Here is a 12,392-nt window from a genome sequence, read left to right as displayed (position 1 = left end):
GGAGGCGGTGGGGGAGGCCACCGACATGCACCAGATGGCGATCGGCACCCAAGCCCACACTCCCGCCGACGACCCGTCCGGGTCGCGGTCCAACCGCTACGGGGCAGTCGACGTGATCAGCCACGATCTCGGCGTGATCGGGCGCTGCGACACCGTCGAGCTCGACGACAACGCCGCGATGACCGTCGTCGAGCACAAGGCCACCCCGGTGCGCCGCCGGCCCGAAGTCACCGAACCGATGCGAATTCAGGTCGCGCTCCGGCCCGGCGCGCTGGCCGACATGGGCTACCAGGTGGCCGGGCAGGCGATCTACTTCACGAACCACCACACACGCGTGGACGTACCTCTGTCCCAGCCGACAAGGCGCTCGCGCGGGACATGGTGGCCGAGACCGCGCGTACCCTCGCCGCCGAGGAGGCGCCGCCTCCGCTGGAGGATGATCGGCGCTGCTCACGCTGCTCGCACATCACCGTCTGCTTCCCGACGACGCCACCTCGCGCCGGTGACCCGCCGGATCGTCGTGGCCGACCCGGACACGCAGGTTCTGCACCTGACCACACCAGGCTCTCGGGCGTACGTCGCCCGAGGCCGGATCGAGGTCAGCAAGAGCGGCGAGAAGCTCGGCACCTTCCCGATCGAACGCGTGCAAGGCGTCGTGGTGCACGGCAACGTCGATCTATCCAGCGGCCTCATCCGGGAGGTGCTGTGGCGCAGCCTCTCCCTGGTGTGGTGCACCAGCTCGGGTCGGGTCACCGGATGGGCCAGGGCAGCCCAAGGACCCAACGGCGGGCCGCGACTGCGCCAACACGTCGCCTCCCACAACGGGCCGTATCGACCTGGCCCGACAGTTCGTGGCCGCGAAGGTTGCCAACCAGGCGACGTTGCTGCGTCGCCACGGTGATGCCCTGGCAGCGGTGACACGACTGCGGGAACTGCAGCGGGACGCCCTCGACGCACCGTCGCTGACTGACCTCTTCGGCATCGAGGGCGACGCCGCGGCGCGGTACTTCGAGCACTTCCTCACCATGTTCCGGCCCAAAGTGGTGGCGGCCGAGGAGCTGACCTCTTCCGTACGGACGAGGCGGTCCCGCCCGAGACCCGGTCAACGCCGCGCTGAACCTCTGCTACGGACTGCTGACCGCGGACACCCTGCGGGCCGTCGTCGCCTGCGGGCTCGACCCCCACGCCGGGTTCCTGCACAGCAGCGGACGCAACAAACCGGCCCTCGCCCTCGACCTGGTCGAAGAGTTCCGTGCCCCGGTCGCCGACTCCGTAGTCATCCACGCCTTCAACAACGGCGAGCTTCGTACCAGGGACTTCTCCACGGTGCTCGGCACCACGCGCATCGGCGAGCGTGGACGCAGGGCCCTCGTCGCCGGCTACGAACGCCGCGTCACCGGCACCTTTCGCCACCCGATATTCGGGTACGACGTGACGTGGCGGCGCGCGATGGGGATCCAGGCACGACTCGTCCTCGGAGTGATCGACGGAACGCAGTCCCGATACCAGGGCATCAAGATCCGATGAGCCTGGGAGACGTACGGCGCTACCTCATTGCGTATTACGTCTCGGACGACGTCCGCCGAACGAAGGTGGCCAAGAAGCTCGAATCCTACGGTGACAGCGTCCAGTACAGCGTCTTCATCGTGGATGCCCGCCCGGCAAAGCTCCTGCGGCTCCGTTCCCAGCTCATCGACATGATCGACGAAGGCTCGGATTCCATCCTGTTCTGTAACCTGGGTACCCTTCGAGACAACCAGCGCCGAACGCTCGACGTGATCGGCCGCAGCCAAACCATCACGGGCCACGGACCAGCGATTCTGTAGCCCACCGCGAAGCCTCCGTCGTCCCGGCCGTGAGCGCGGACCCCTCGCAGCGATGTTTGACCAGTTCACGCCACCTGGTGAGTGGCGCCGTGGTGGCCTTGCGTGCGTCGGATCGACCACGCGGAGCGGACCCTTCGCAGCGACCGGCTCAACCGCAGCTCAGGACGGCTAGAATTTCGGCCCTGCCGCAGCTCCCGACGGAGCTGCCCTTCATTGAGGCACCACCAGGGCCGAATAGTCGACCTGCTCGATCCGAGCCGCAGCTCCCGACGGAGCTGCCCTTCATTGAGGCCAGAGGCCCCAGATGCCGGCGGCGCCGTGCCGCTCGGCGAGCCGCAGCTCCCGACGGAGCTGCCCTTCATTGAGGCCGGGTCACGTCGCCCGCGTCGATCCGCATGCCCATCAGCGCCGCAGCTCCCGACGGAGCTGCCCTTCATTGAGGCACTAGGGAGTGTGGTCAGCGGGTACAGATTCGCACGTCAGCCGCAGCTCCCGACGGAGCTGCCCTTCATTGAGGCGACTACCTCGTGAAACTTGGAGCGCTGAACAGCAACCCCGCCGCAGCTCCCGACGGAGCTGCCCTTCATTGAGGCTCGGAGGCCGCGACGGCGATCCGGTCGACGCGCTCACCGGCCGCAGCTCCCGACGGAGCTGCCCTTCATTGAGGCACCCCGCCCGCGTCGCGGGTGCCCAGCTCGCCGACGAGCCGCAGCTCCCGACGGAGCTGCCCTTCATTGAGGCAGCCCGGCCACCGTCGCCCGGCTGCTGCGCCGGTGACCGAGCCGCAGCTCCCGACGGAGCTGCCCATCATTGAGGCGACCACCACCGCACCCCGGCCGAGCTGCAGACCTCGACCAGCCGCAGTTCCCGACGGAGCTGCCCTTCATTGAGGCCAGCTCGTGCAGGTCGTCCACTCCACCCGCCCCGGTGGCCGCAGCTCCCGACGGAGCTACCCTTCATTGAGGCGAGGTCCGGCGAATCTACCGCCGCCGCGGCGACCGGCGCCGCAGCTCCCGACGGAGCTGCCCTTCATTGAGGCTGCTACGACCTCGTCGAACGCCGTGTCTACCTCAACGCCGCAGCTCCCGACGGAGCCGCCCTTCACTGAGGCGAGGTGACCCCGGCCGATCTACTGGGCGCTTCGTCGCGTGCCGCAGGTCCCGATGGAGCTGCCCTTCATTGAGGCACGCCTGCCAGGTTCTTCGTGAACGCGTGATTTGACCGCAGCTCCCGACGGAGCTGCCCTTCATTGAGGCGTGCGCTGGCCGGTGTGGTTGGTGATCACGTGCCCGTGCCGCAGCTCCCGACGGAGCTGCCCTTCATAGAGGCCGGATCGGGGCGCAGCCCAACGTCGGCCCCGAGGGCATGGCCGCAGCTCCCGACGGACTGCCCTTCATTGAGGCCCGGAGGCCACCTACAACTACCTTGCGCTGCTGGCCGCAGCTCCCCGTCGGAGCTGCCCTTCACTGAGGGATCCACCCGGGCGAGCGGCCGGAAATCGGGCAGACCGTGGCTGTGGGCGGTGCGTAGGAGTGGCCGGACTTTCCACGCCAATTAACGTGGCCAGTCGGTATTGAGTGCAACAGCTCATCGACGGGTCTATCGGTGACAGCTTTCAGCTGTGCCGGCGGGCAGGGGTACGCCGTAGAAAGTGCGGCTAAGTTCTCGGCCCGGTTTGCGGTCTCCGAAGTCGGCGCCGGTAACCCGGATTCCGGTCAGCTCGGCGCCTTCGAGGTCGACGTCGCGTAGACATGCGCCGGAGAGGTCCGCGCCGCGGAGGTCCGCACCCCGGAGTACCGCGCCGGTGAGATTGGCATGGCGCAAAGAGGCGCCTGCCGCCGCGGCGCCAGATAGGTCGCGTCCGGTGAGGACCGCCCTATCGAGGTCGGCCCCCGTCAGATGTGCTCCTCGAAGGTCAAGGTCGCGGAGCTGAGGCGCCGAGGGGCGGGATCCGCGTAGGTCGGCGGGTCCCGGAGTTCTGGGAGGCGCACCGCGCGGCCAGTGGGCGGCTGGAGCGATTTGCCATAGCAACAACACGACTGTGGCAGTCCCGACCACGACCGCTGCCAGGGCCGCCGACACCGGTCGACCTGGGCGGAGTCGGAGGCTGCCCACGAATGCGAGGGTAGAAACGAGCTGTGCGGCGACGATCAAGGCTCCTGCGGTGCCGAAGCGGTATCCCGCGAGCGCCAGACATCCGATGGCGGCTACGGGCCAGAGCCACACCCCTCTTCCTTGGACACTCTCGTCTACCAGAAGCCTCACGCGAGCGGGGTCGGTCGTTGCCGGCTCCGTCTCCGCCTCGGCAGGCGAGTCGGCCGACTTCGTGGGGGCGGGTTGGGACGGGGTTTCCGGACGCACGCGCTGATCCTGTCATTCTTCCGTCAGGTGACGGGTATCCGCTGCGCCGTCGGCCGCCATAGGATGCCCACCGGGAGGGGCCTATGACGTCCGCGCGGTTGCGGTCCCGCGGTACGCGCCAGGGTGGGCGCCCCGGCCTCGTGATCCTCGCTCTGGTCGTGTCCAGTCTCTGTTCGATCAACCCGCCGCCTGACCTGCCAGGCTGGAACCCGGCACCAAGTTCTCGGGTCAAATGCCCCCGCTGTAGACAGGACACGACCCGGCTGCGCGACGGCCGCCGTCGATGCCCGAACCGGCACCTGCTGCGGCATGAGGAGGGCGTCTGGAAGCTGGTTGAGGAGTCCACGTGACAGCCCCAGTCGCCGGAATTGTGGCCGACGTCCGGCAGGGGGTCGGCCGCTACTTCAGCATGATCAGTGTCTTACCGTCGGCCCTGCTGGTGATATACCTCTGGCTGCTCATCGGCAGTGGCGCCTGGCACGGTAGCCCGAATTGGACCAGTGCTGCCCGTGGCATCAGTAGCCTTGGGATCCGCGGAGCCGCGCTGGTGGCGATCCTGGGCATCACGTTGGGCTTGGTGCTGCACCCGCTGCAGTTCACCATGGTTCAGCTGTTGGAAGGCTACTGGGGCACCGGGCAGATTGCCCAGGAGGTACGGGCCCGATCTATCCGCCGGCACCGGCGGCGTCTTCAGGCGCTGAACGAGCTGGTGGACGAGGCGGGCGAACTCGCCGAGAGCAGCCCGGAGCACAGCCTGAGTCGGGACCGCCTGCGCTCTCTGGCGCACGAGGCACAGCGTGCCCGGCAGGCGTATCCCGCGTATCTGGAGGAGGTCATGCCGACCCGGCTCGGGAATATGCTTCGGCGATACGAGGTCGGTGTTGGTCGACCGTACGGGGCAAACCTTCCGGAGATTACGCCGATGTTGGCGGTGGTCGCGCCGCCAGCGCACATGGCCTACGTGAACGATCAGCGGGCCACTATGGATCTGACGGTCCGCATATGCCTCGTGTCCCTCATCGCCTGCGTGGCGACGGTGGTCTTCCTGTGGGATGACGGTACGTGGTTGCTGCTCGCCCTGGTCCCGTATGGCGTTGTCTATCTGTCATATCGAGGTGCGGTCATCACGGCGAGCCATTACGGGTCAGCGCTGGTCACCCTAATGGCATTGAACCGGTTCACCCTGTACGAGCGGTTGCGGCTCAAGGCTCCAGAAGACAGCGCGGAGGAGGCGGAGCTGCACATCGGGATCGGGCTCATGGTCTCAGACTTTGAGCGGCCGGATCCACCGCTGCGCTACAAGCATCCTGAGGATCAGTGCCAGTCGACCATGCCTCCAGGCGAGGGCGCAACCGAGAGCTAACGAACTGCGCCAACGATCTGGCCCGCTTGCACGGGCGGGCTTTTCGAGCATCCAAGTGTCCCGGCGGGCGTAGGAGTCGGTCGGTGCCTGGCGCGCGAGGGGTCGGCGAGCTGGACAAACTTACCTACAAAGTTTAGGGTCGAAATCGACCCCTAAATTTGGAGGTACAGTGCTACCAGGTCTCGATCCAGGCGATCTCCTTCCTCGTCGGGAGGTCCATGCGCGCTTCGGTGGGCGCAGGCAGGGCGGGATCTCGCCGTCCCGCGAAGTACCGGCGGTCATGTTCTTTACCGATCCGCGGACCGGGCATCAGCATGGCTACTACGACGGCTGGGACGACGACGGCCTGTTCAACTACGTCGGCGAGGGCCAAACGGGCGACCAGCGCTTCGTCCAAGGCAACAAGTCGATCTTGCGGCATCGAGAGGAAGGACGCACCCTCGAAGGTTTTAAGGCTCATGGCTCAGAGGTTCGGTACCTCGGCGAGTTCGAGCTGGTCGACACCTACTGGCGTGACGCCCACGAGACCGGCGACGAGAACACTATCCGGCAGGTGATCGTCTTCCGCCTTCGTCCCCGCGCTGGCGTACCGGTCGATCTACCTCATACGCCTGTCACGCCACGTAGCCAGACGACGGTTGACCAGGTGCCCGTCGAGGAGCAACACACCGAACGGGGCTTCGTCACCCCCAACCGCGACCTGTATGGGTTCGAGCGGACGGAGGCCGCCCTGGTACAGCGCTACCGACGACACCTCCAAAGCTCTGGCCATGTAGTTAGCCGGCTGCGGGTAGTACCGGCAGGTGAAGGCGCGCCTCTCTACAGTGACTTGTGGGATGACACAACCGGTGAACTTGTCGAGGCCAAGGGCAACGTCACCCGCGACCAACTTCGCCACGCCGTCGGACAGCTCTTCGATTACGGCCGATTCGTCGATGCCAAGACTCGAACGATCCTCGTCCCCTCTTGCCCCAGACCAGACCTGCTCGCCTACACCCGATCGGTCGGCATCGACGTGGTCTACCCCGACGGCGACGGCTGGGCACGAAAGTGAACACCAGGCACACTGCCCACACCGCGGTGGCGACCGAACCGGGTTTGGTGCGACGCTACGCCGAACTGCGAGACCAAGCGGGCGGAATCGCAAGATCGGTGCGGGGCATGCGGCTCAACCAGCCGCAGCTCCCGACGGAGTTGCGCTTCATTGAGGCGTGGCGGTCCACCCGGCGGTGATGCAGCCGACGGCGCCGCAGCTCCCGACGGAGCTGCCCTTCATTGAGGCGCGGTACGCAGCGGCAGGCCACGGACAATGAGACTGCCGCAGCTCCTGACGGAGCTGCCCTTCATTGAGGCCGGGTCGCCGGGGTCAGGCACTGCTCCAGGCCCACGCCGGCCGCAGCTCCCGACGGAGCTGCCCTTCATTGAGGCTGGCCGGTCTGAGATGGCGGGTTCGTGGGCGAGACAGCGGCCGTAGCTCCCGATGGAGCTGCCCTTCATTGAGGCGGGCCGGAGTCGATCGACCTGATGGCCCGGGCGGGCCGGGCCGCAGCTCCCGACGGAGCTGCCCTTCATTGAGGCGTCGCATTCCGCGTACCGGCCACGAGCCGCAGCTCCCGACGGAGCTGCCCTTCATTGAGGCATGCAGGCCGACGTGGAAGAGGACGCGGTTTTCGATGCGGCCGCAGCTCCCGATGGAGCTGCCCTTCATTGAGGCGGCCGGCCATCAGCGCCAGCCGCCTCGGCCGCTGCAGTTTCCTACAGTGCAGATGCGCGCTCTTGCGGTTCCGTTGACGGTCCCGCACAAGGCTCCCACATTTTTCGTGCTCACAAGTGTGCTCACACATCAAGATCGAATGGACCGGATTGGTTAGCCCTGGGTGGGAGTAGCTGACATTAGGATCGGCCTGTTTTCCCTGTTCAAGAGAGAGATCGACATCTCCCGATACTGCGTGATGAAACCGTTACCTTACTGGCAGTGTGGGGGTCAGGGGTTCGAGTCCCCTCGGCTCCACCCTTGTTTTGGCAGTTCAGGCTGTATGGCCCATCGACTAACGTCGGTGGGCCATCGTGTTGTGATCACATCCGTGCTCACAAAGATCCGGTCTGACGGCGAAGTGCATAGGCGTGGATCACGCGGACCGTGGGATCGGCGCTCTCGGGTGTGCGCAGCCGGTCGGTCAAGAGGAAATCGGGCAAGCTGAACCCAGCCGCGTGCTCCTGCTCAGACCGCGACGCCGACCGCCCGCCAATATTGCTGGCGGAAACGCCATCGCCTGTGCGGCTCCGTGTGCCGCCGGCTAGCTGTAATCGGTGGGGACGCGGCCGGTGGTGGTGAAGAACGTGACGGCGGCCAGGAACGGGCCGGTGGTCAGGCTGGTGAGCCAGGTCCGGGTGGTGTTCTCGTCGAGAGCTCCGGACTGCCACGCCTGTTCGGCTACTGCCGGCATTCGGAGGATGGCGTTCGCGGTGTGGTAGTCGCGGAACAGGGCGACGGTGGGCTCGATGGAGGTGACTTCGAAGCCGGCGTCGGTGAGGAGCCGGCCGAGTTGTCGTCCGATGTCGGCGTTGCGTACCACCTCGCTGACGATGTAGCGGGTGTAGGCCCGGCTGGTTGCGGTGTCGGTGGCGTCGATGGCGAGGGTGTCCCAGTCGGGTTCGGCGAGTGCGACCAGGCCGCCGGGGCGTACCACCCGTCGCAGTTCGGCGAGTGCCCGGCGGGGGTCGGCGAGGTGTTGCAGTACCCGGTCGGTGCGGGCGCGGTCGACGCTGGCGTCGTCGAGGGGCAGGGCGTGGGCGTCGCCGGGGCGCACGGTGACGTGTGGGTGGGCCGCGGTGCGGTGCCGGGCCTGCTCCAACATCGCGGGGTCGTGATCGATGCCGATGACGGCTCCGCCGGTTCCGACCGTGGCGGCCATCGCGGCCAGGTCGATCCCGGGTCCGCATCCGACGTCGAGCACGACGTGGCCTGGGTGCAGGTCCAGCGCTGTCAGCAGGTGCTGCTTGTATCGGCGTCCCGGAGCACTGGCCGCCGCCTGGTCGAGGTAGGCGATCTGGTCGGCGGCGTTCACGGGCGGAGTCATCTACCGTACGGCGTCCAGGTCATCGTACGACCCGGTTTCGTAGAAGACCCGTACGATGCGGAGCGCCTTGTCGATATCGGTGACGATATTGCGCTTCGCGCAGAAATAGCCCTGGCCACTTTGCCAGAGGCGTACCTCGTCGGGGGAGCCGTCCGGGTCGACGTACTGCCACTCGCCCGTCTGGTGGAACAGCGCATAGGAGCCCAGGCCCCCGATGACGTTGAAGATCGCGTCATCATCATCATGTTCGGTGCGGTTGAGCTGAACGACGGGATAGCAGTAGTCGTCCATGCGCCGGATCGCCTCGGCGACGCTCGACCAGGATGGCGAGAGAATTTCCTCCGTCGCCGAGGGTCGGCCGTCGCGTTGGTAACAGACGGCAGTCAAGTGGTGGATGGCTGAACTCACCGGAGGTCCCTCGGATGCCAGGTCGACTACGAGCGCTCGCAAGGTACCAGGATCGGCCGTGGGTCTTCCGCGCGTACTGATGGTGTTGGGGTTGTCATGAACGCGGCGTCCGATCACCGCCAGACGGCTGGCCTTCCGTCGACCAGGCTTCCTGGCCATGAACAAGGAGTTGAACGGCAAGGTGGCTCTGGTCACCGGTGGTGGTCGTGGCATTGGCGCTGCGGTGGCGTTGCGCCTGGCCGGGGAGGGCGCCGATGTGGCGCTGACGTTCCAGCGGAATCAGCAGCGCGCCGACGAGGTGGTGGACCAGATCAAGGCCGCGGGACGGCGGGCGATCGCCGTGCGGGCGGACAGCGCCGACCCGGCGGCGGTGGTCGACGCGGTCGACCGGGTCGCCGGTGAGCTGGGTCGGCTGGACATTCTGGTCAACAACGCTGGCGTGTTCCTGCTCGGTCCGTTGGAGGGTTTGAGTCTGGATGAGTTCGAACAGACCGTCGCGGTCAACGTGCGGGCGCCGTTCGTGGCCTCCCAGGCCGCCGACGTGGCCGCCGCGGTGGCGTTCCTCGCCGGCCCGGATGGGCGTTACATCACCGGCGCGACGGTAAACGTCGACGGCGGCTTCACCATCTGATCACCGCTCGTGACCAGCGGGTCGGCTCTCCTGTCGATCGGGCCGGGAGAGCCGACGCTCACTATGACGGCAACTCGAACAGTTCCAGCTGGATGCCGTCGGGGTCGCGCAGGTAGAGGATCTTCGTGCCGGCCAACGGTCCCGCCTCGACGCCGTCGCCGTCCTGGAGTACGACCGGATCGGCGTTGACGTGCACGCCCCGCTCCACCAGGTCGCGGTGCGCCGCGTCGAGGTCGCCGACCTCGAAACACAGGTGCATGACCCCGTCGCAGTTGCGACCGGTGAAGGGCTTCGGCTGCGGGCTGTCGTACTGAACCTGGCGGGACCGTGTCGACCCGGCCGCTGCCGTCTCGCGAACGCGTTCCCCCGCCGGGTCGCGGGGCTCCGACGCGGCGAGCTGGCGACCCCGGCCGGCATATCCGCCGAGTACGTGGCCCGCCTCGAACAGGGCCGGGCGTACTTCGAGCAGTCGTTGGTGTCCGACCTGCGTGCCATCAGCGCCCGCTCTCCGAACGACCCGGACGTGGCGGCGCTGGTCTCGCGGCTGGCGGGGAACGAGCGATTCCGTCGCCTCTGGGCGCTACGGGCGGTGGCCGTCCACGAGAGCGCGCACAAGACCGCCATCCACCGGAGGTGGGCGCCATCCCGCTGGACGCCAACGTCCTGACCACTCAGAACACCGACCTTCGCGTCGTGGCCCTGACGGCTCGGCCCGGCACCGCCGCTCGCGAAAAGCTGGACCGCCTGAGCTGACCTGCTGACACCCGAGGGAGACCGGCGTGGGGCGGCACCGGCACGACGATGACAGCCCGGCCGATTTCAGTCGCGGAATGCGGGGCCGGACCGCGATGATGCCGGTTGTGAGTAGTCGACTACGGGCGATCGCCCAGGAGACGGTCCAGATCACCGAGCGCGGCGCCTACCGTGCCGCCGATGGGGGCGCGGTGGTCATCGGCGAGCAGGTCGCTCGGGCGGTGGCCGGTACCCGCCTGTACGCACCCGAAGACGACCTGGCAGCACCCGTTCCGGTTGACGCGCCGTTGGCGGTCGAGGTGACAAATGAGTCGAGTCTGGTCGCGACCCGCCGGCTCGGCGGGGACCTCGCGTGTCTGGTGTTCGCGTCGGCGCGCAACCCCGGCGGTGGTTTCCTCAACGGCGCCCAAGCGCAGGAGGAGAGTCTGGCCCGCAGCTCGGCGCTCTATCCGTGCCTGCGGGCGGCCGGTGACTTCTACTCCCATCACCGGTCCCATCCGGAGCTGCTCTACAGCGACCGGGTGATCTACTCCCCGCACGTACCGGTGTTCCGCGACGACCAGGGGCGGCTGCTGCCGCGGGCGTACCCGGTGTCGTTTCTGACCTCAGCCGCGCCGAACCGGGCGGCGATCACCCGCGGCCGGCCGCAACACCTGCCGGACCTACCGGCGGTGCTGGCCCACCGCGCCGAACGCGTGCTTCGGGTGGCCGCCGCCCACGGTCACCGCCGGCTGGTGCTCGGCGCATGGGGCTGCGGCGTGTTCGGCAACGACCCGGCCACCGTCGCCGCCGCGTTCGCCACCGTACTGCGCCACAGCCCATGGTTCGACCAGGTGGTGTTCGCCGTCCTGGACCGCCAACCCGCCACCGCGACCTACACCGCGTTCGCCAACGCCTTCACCCGAGACTGACTTCGCTTTGGCCTTGGGAGCGTGCCTGAGTGGCGGACAGGTCCTTCCGAATGTCTGAGACTGACCTAAGTCTTTCCGATCGACTACGTTCCCGGAGCTCGCGGTCACGAGATCCTCGCAGTCGGTCGTGGTAGCGACCTGACGGGGCCAGTTTTGAGGCTCGCCGGCGCCGGCTGCCGACGATGATTATCATAACGGTTTCCGTTAAGTTGGCCGCATGGTCTTTCATGATGACTACGCGGTCTCCGGCGAGTACCTGCACGTCCTGAGTCTCGATGCGTGGCAGGTGCTGCGGGCGCCGGCGGCCACCGCGCTGCGGGGGGCGCGGCCTGACGCCGGGCCGCTCGTCGAGGTTGGCGCGGGCACCGGGCTGGGCACCGAGGTGCTGGCGGGGATGGCTGCTGACGCCGAGGTCCTGGCCGCGGAGCCGTCGGCGATGCTGCGCGCCGTGCTGCTGGCCCGGGTCGCGGGTGACGCGGACCTTCGTCAGCGGGTGAGCGTGCTCGAAGCGGACGCGCTCTCGATCGATCTGCCGGGCCGCGTCGGCGCGTTGCTGGCGATGAACATGATCGGTCACCTCGCGCCGGCGGAGCGGATCCGGTTCTGGGCGCGGATCCGTCAGCGGCTGGTCCCCGGGGCGCCGCTCGTGGTCAACATCCAGCCCCCGGAGGTGCCGACCGTCATCCCCGACAGTCCGTTCGCCTCGATCCGGATCGGCCGGTACACGTACCAGGGCAGCGGCGGAGCCTACCCGGCGGGGCCGGACGCGGTCCGCTGGCGGATGCGCTATCGCACCCTTGACGAACGGAATGCCGTACTGCGAGAGCAGACCGTCAACTATCGCTGGCACGTGGTCTCCCCGGTCGCCCTGCTCGCCGAGCTGACGAGGGCCGGGTTCGCCGCTGAGGTCGGGGAATCCGGGGTCGTCCGGGCGACCGTGTCGGTGGAGCGGATGCCCGGTAGCTGACCGTGGGGCGGCCGCCCGGCTGGCGGGTGAGGGCGGGTGGCCACCGAGATCACAGCGGGACACCTCTCGACTTTAATGAAAACCGTTGTCAT

General features: G+C 67.7%; 13 protein-coding genes, 1 pseudogene and 2 CRISPR repeat arrays. Of the genes and pseudogenes, 10 read left to right on the top strand and 4 right to left on the bottom strand.

The window, feature by feature from the left end:
* Positions 1 to 25: 25 nt before the first annotated feature.
* The 4 genes and pseudogenes from O7627_RS27300 (at position 26) to cas2 (ending at position 1,826) form a co-directional block, all read left to right on the top strand.
* The gene (locus O7627_RS27300; protein WP_347404681.1) at positions 26 to 901 is read left to right on the top strand and encodes a CRISPR-associated endonuclease Cas1; all 876 of its coding nucleotides are present in this window, start codon (positions 26 to 28) and stop codon (positions 899 to 901) included.
* Positions 852 to 1,028 (top strand): annotated as a pseudogene (locus tag O7627_RS27295) (CRISPR-associated endonuclease Cas1); the annotation flags it as partial. The gene O7627_RS27300 and the pseudogene O7627_RS27295, both read left to right, overlap by 50 nt.
* A gap of 85 nt (positions 1,029 to 1,113) precedes the next feature.
* A complete protein-coding gene (cas1, locus tag O7627_RS27290) occupies positions 1,114 to 1,527 on the top strand; it encodes a CRISPR-associated endonuclease Cas1 (RefSeq protein WP_347404720.1) in 414 nt (137 codons plus the stop codon).
* Positions 1,524 to 1,826 carry a CRISPR-associated endonuclease Cas2 gene (gene cas2, locus O7627_RS27285; protein WP_278098456.1) on the top strand — a complete coding sequence of 101 codons (303 nt, stop codon included), beginning with the start codon at positions 1,524 to 1,526 and terminating at the stop codon, positions 1,824 to 1,826. Before cas1 ends, cas2 begins: the two co-directional genes overlap by 4 nt.
* Before the next feature lie 184 nt (positions 1,827 to 2,010).
* A CRISPR array of direct repeats spans positions 2,011 to 3,300; the repeat unit is 36 nt; unit sequence GCCGCAGCTCCCGACGGAGCTGCCCTTCATTGAGGC.
* A gap of 125 nt (positions 3,301 to 3,425) precedes the next feature.
* Here the strand turns inward: cas2 and O7627_RS27280 are convergent.
* Positions 3,426 to 3,863 carry a pentapeptide repeat-containing protein gene (locus tag O7627_RS27280; RefSeq protein WP_278098455.1) on the bottom strand — a complete coding sequence of 146 codons (438 nt, stop codon included), beginning with the start codon at positions 3,861 to 3,863 and terminating at the stop codon, positions 3,426 to 3,428.
* A gap of 670 nt (positions 3,864 to 4,533) precedes the next feature.
* Between O7627_RS27280 and O7627_RS27275 the strand changes: the two genes are divergently transcribed.
* Both O7627_RS27275 and O7627_RS27270 read left to right on the top strand, forming a co-directional pair.
* A complete protein-coding gene (locus O7627_RS27275; RefSeq protein WP_278096322.1) occupies positions 4,534 to 5,550 on the top strand; it encodes a hypothetical protein in 1,017 nt (338 codons plus the stop codon).
* A gap of 280 nt (positions 5,551 to 5,830) precedes the next feature.
* Positions 5,831 to 6,604, top strand: coding sequence for a hypothetical protein (locus O7627_RS27270; protein ID WP_278096321.1), 774 nt, complete (start codon positions 5,831 to 5,833; stop codon positions 6,602 to 6,604).
* A 121-nt stretch (positions 6,605 to 6,725) separates the two neighbouring features.
* A CRISPR array of direct repeats spans positions 6,726 to 7,264; the repeat unit is 36 nt; unit sequence GCCGCAGCTCCCGACGGAGCTGCCCTTCATTGAGGC.
* A 583-nt stretch (positions 7,265 to 7,847) separates the two neighbouring features.
* Here the strand turns inward: O7627_RS27270 and O7627_RS27265 are convergent.
* Both O7627_RS27265 and O7627_RS27260 read right to left on the bottom strand, forming a co-directional pair.
* Positions 7,848 to 8,630 carry a methyltransferase domain-containing protein gene (locus tag O7627_RS27265; protein WP_278096320.1) on the bottom strand — a complete coding sequence of 261 codons (783 nt, stop codon included), beginning with the start codon at positions 8,628 to 8,630 and terminating at the stop codon, positions 7,848 to 7,850.
* Entirely contained in the window at positions 8,631 to 9,038 is a 408-nt protein-coding gene (locus tag O7627_RS27260) for a hypothetical protein (protein WP_278096319.1), read from the bottom strand.
* A 157-nt stretch (positions 9,039 to 9,195) separates the two neighbouring features.
* Here O7627_RS27260 and O7627_RS27255 point away from each other — a divergent pair, with 157 nt between their 5' ends.
* Entirely contained in the window at positions 9,196 to 9,669 is a 474-nt protein-coding gene (locus tag O7627_RS27255) for an SDR family NAD(P)-dependent oxidoreductase (protein WP_278096318.1), read from the top strand.
* A 61-nt stretch (positions 9,670 to 9,730) separates the two neighbouring features.
* Here O7627_RS27255 and O7627_RS27250 read toward each other — a convergent pair whose 3' ends face one another.
* Positions 9,731 to 10,117 carry a VOC family protein gene (locus O7627_RS27250; protein ID WP_347404719.1) on the bottom strand — a complete coding sequence of 129 codons (387 nt, stop codon included), beginning with the start codon at positions 10,115 to 10,117 and terminating at the stop codon, positions 9,731 to 9,733.
* Between O7627_RS27250 and O7627_RS27245 the strand changes: the two genes are divergently transcribed.
* The 3 genes from O7627_RS27245 (at position 10,100) to O7627_RS27235 (ending at position 12,300) form a co-directional block, all read left to right on the top strand.
* Positions 10,100 to 10,336, top strand: coding sequence for a hypothetical protein (locus tag O7627_RS27245; protein ID WP_347404680.1), 237 nt, complete (start codon positions 10,100 to 10,102; stop codon positions 10,334 to 10,336). The two genes, O7627_RS27250 and O7627_RS27245, sit on opposite strands and share 18 nt — an antisense overlap.
* Before the next feature lie 193 nt (positions 10,337 to 10,529).
* Positions 10,530 to 11,333 carry a TIGR02452 family protein gene (locus O7627_RS27240; RefSeq protein WP_278096317.1) on the top strand — a complete coding sequence of 268 codons (804 nt, stop codon included), beginning with the start codon at positions 10,530 to 10,532 and terminating at the stop codon, positions 11,331 to 11,333.
* 217 nt (positions 11,334 to 11,550) lie between these two features.
* Positions 11,551 to 12,300 (top strand): class I SAM-dependent methyltransferase, encoded by a 750-nt coding sequence (locus tag O7627_RS27235; RefSeq protein WP_278096316.1) that lies wholly within the window; start codon positions 11,551 to 11,553, stop codon positions 12,298 to 12,300.
* Positions 12,301 to 12,392: the final 92 nt, after the last annotated feature.

Origin of the sequence: Solwaraspora sp. WMMD1047 (assembly GCF_029626155.1) — a bacterium.
In the GTDB taxonomy this organism is placed as follows: domain Bacteria; phylum Actinomycetota; class Actinomycetes; order Mycobacteriales; family Micromonosporaceae; genus WMMD1047.
The sequence above is the reverse complement of the archived record's forward strand: the minus strand, read 5'-3'. Positions and strand labels throughout refer to the sequence as shown.

Bases quoted from the DNA above. Each gene is read 5' to 3' on its own strand.
- O7627_RS27255 (WP_278096318.1), top strand. From the start codon at position 9,196: ATGAACAAGGAGTTGAACGGCAAGGTGGCTCTGGTCACCGGTGGTGGT.
- O7627_RS27265 (WP_278096320.1), bottom strand. From the start codon at position 8,630: ATGACTCCGCCCGTGAACGCCGCCGACCAGATCGCCTACCTCGACCAG.
- O7627_RS27270 (WP_278096321.1), top strand. From the start codon at position 5,831: ATGTTCTTTACCGATCCGCGGACCGGGCATCAGCATGGCTACTACGAC.
- O7627_RS27300 (WP_347404681.1), top strand. From the start codon at position 26: ATGCACCAGATGGCGATCGGCACCCAAGCCCACACTCCCGCCGACGAC.
- O7627_RS27235 (WP_278096316.1), top strand. From the start codon at position 11,551: ATGGTCTTTCATGATGACTACGCGGTCTCCGGCGAGTACCTGCACGTC.
- cas2 (WP_278098456.1), top strand. From the start codon at position 1,524: ATGAGCCTGGGAGACGTACGGCGCTACCTCATTGCGTATTACGTCTCG.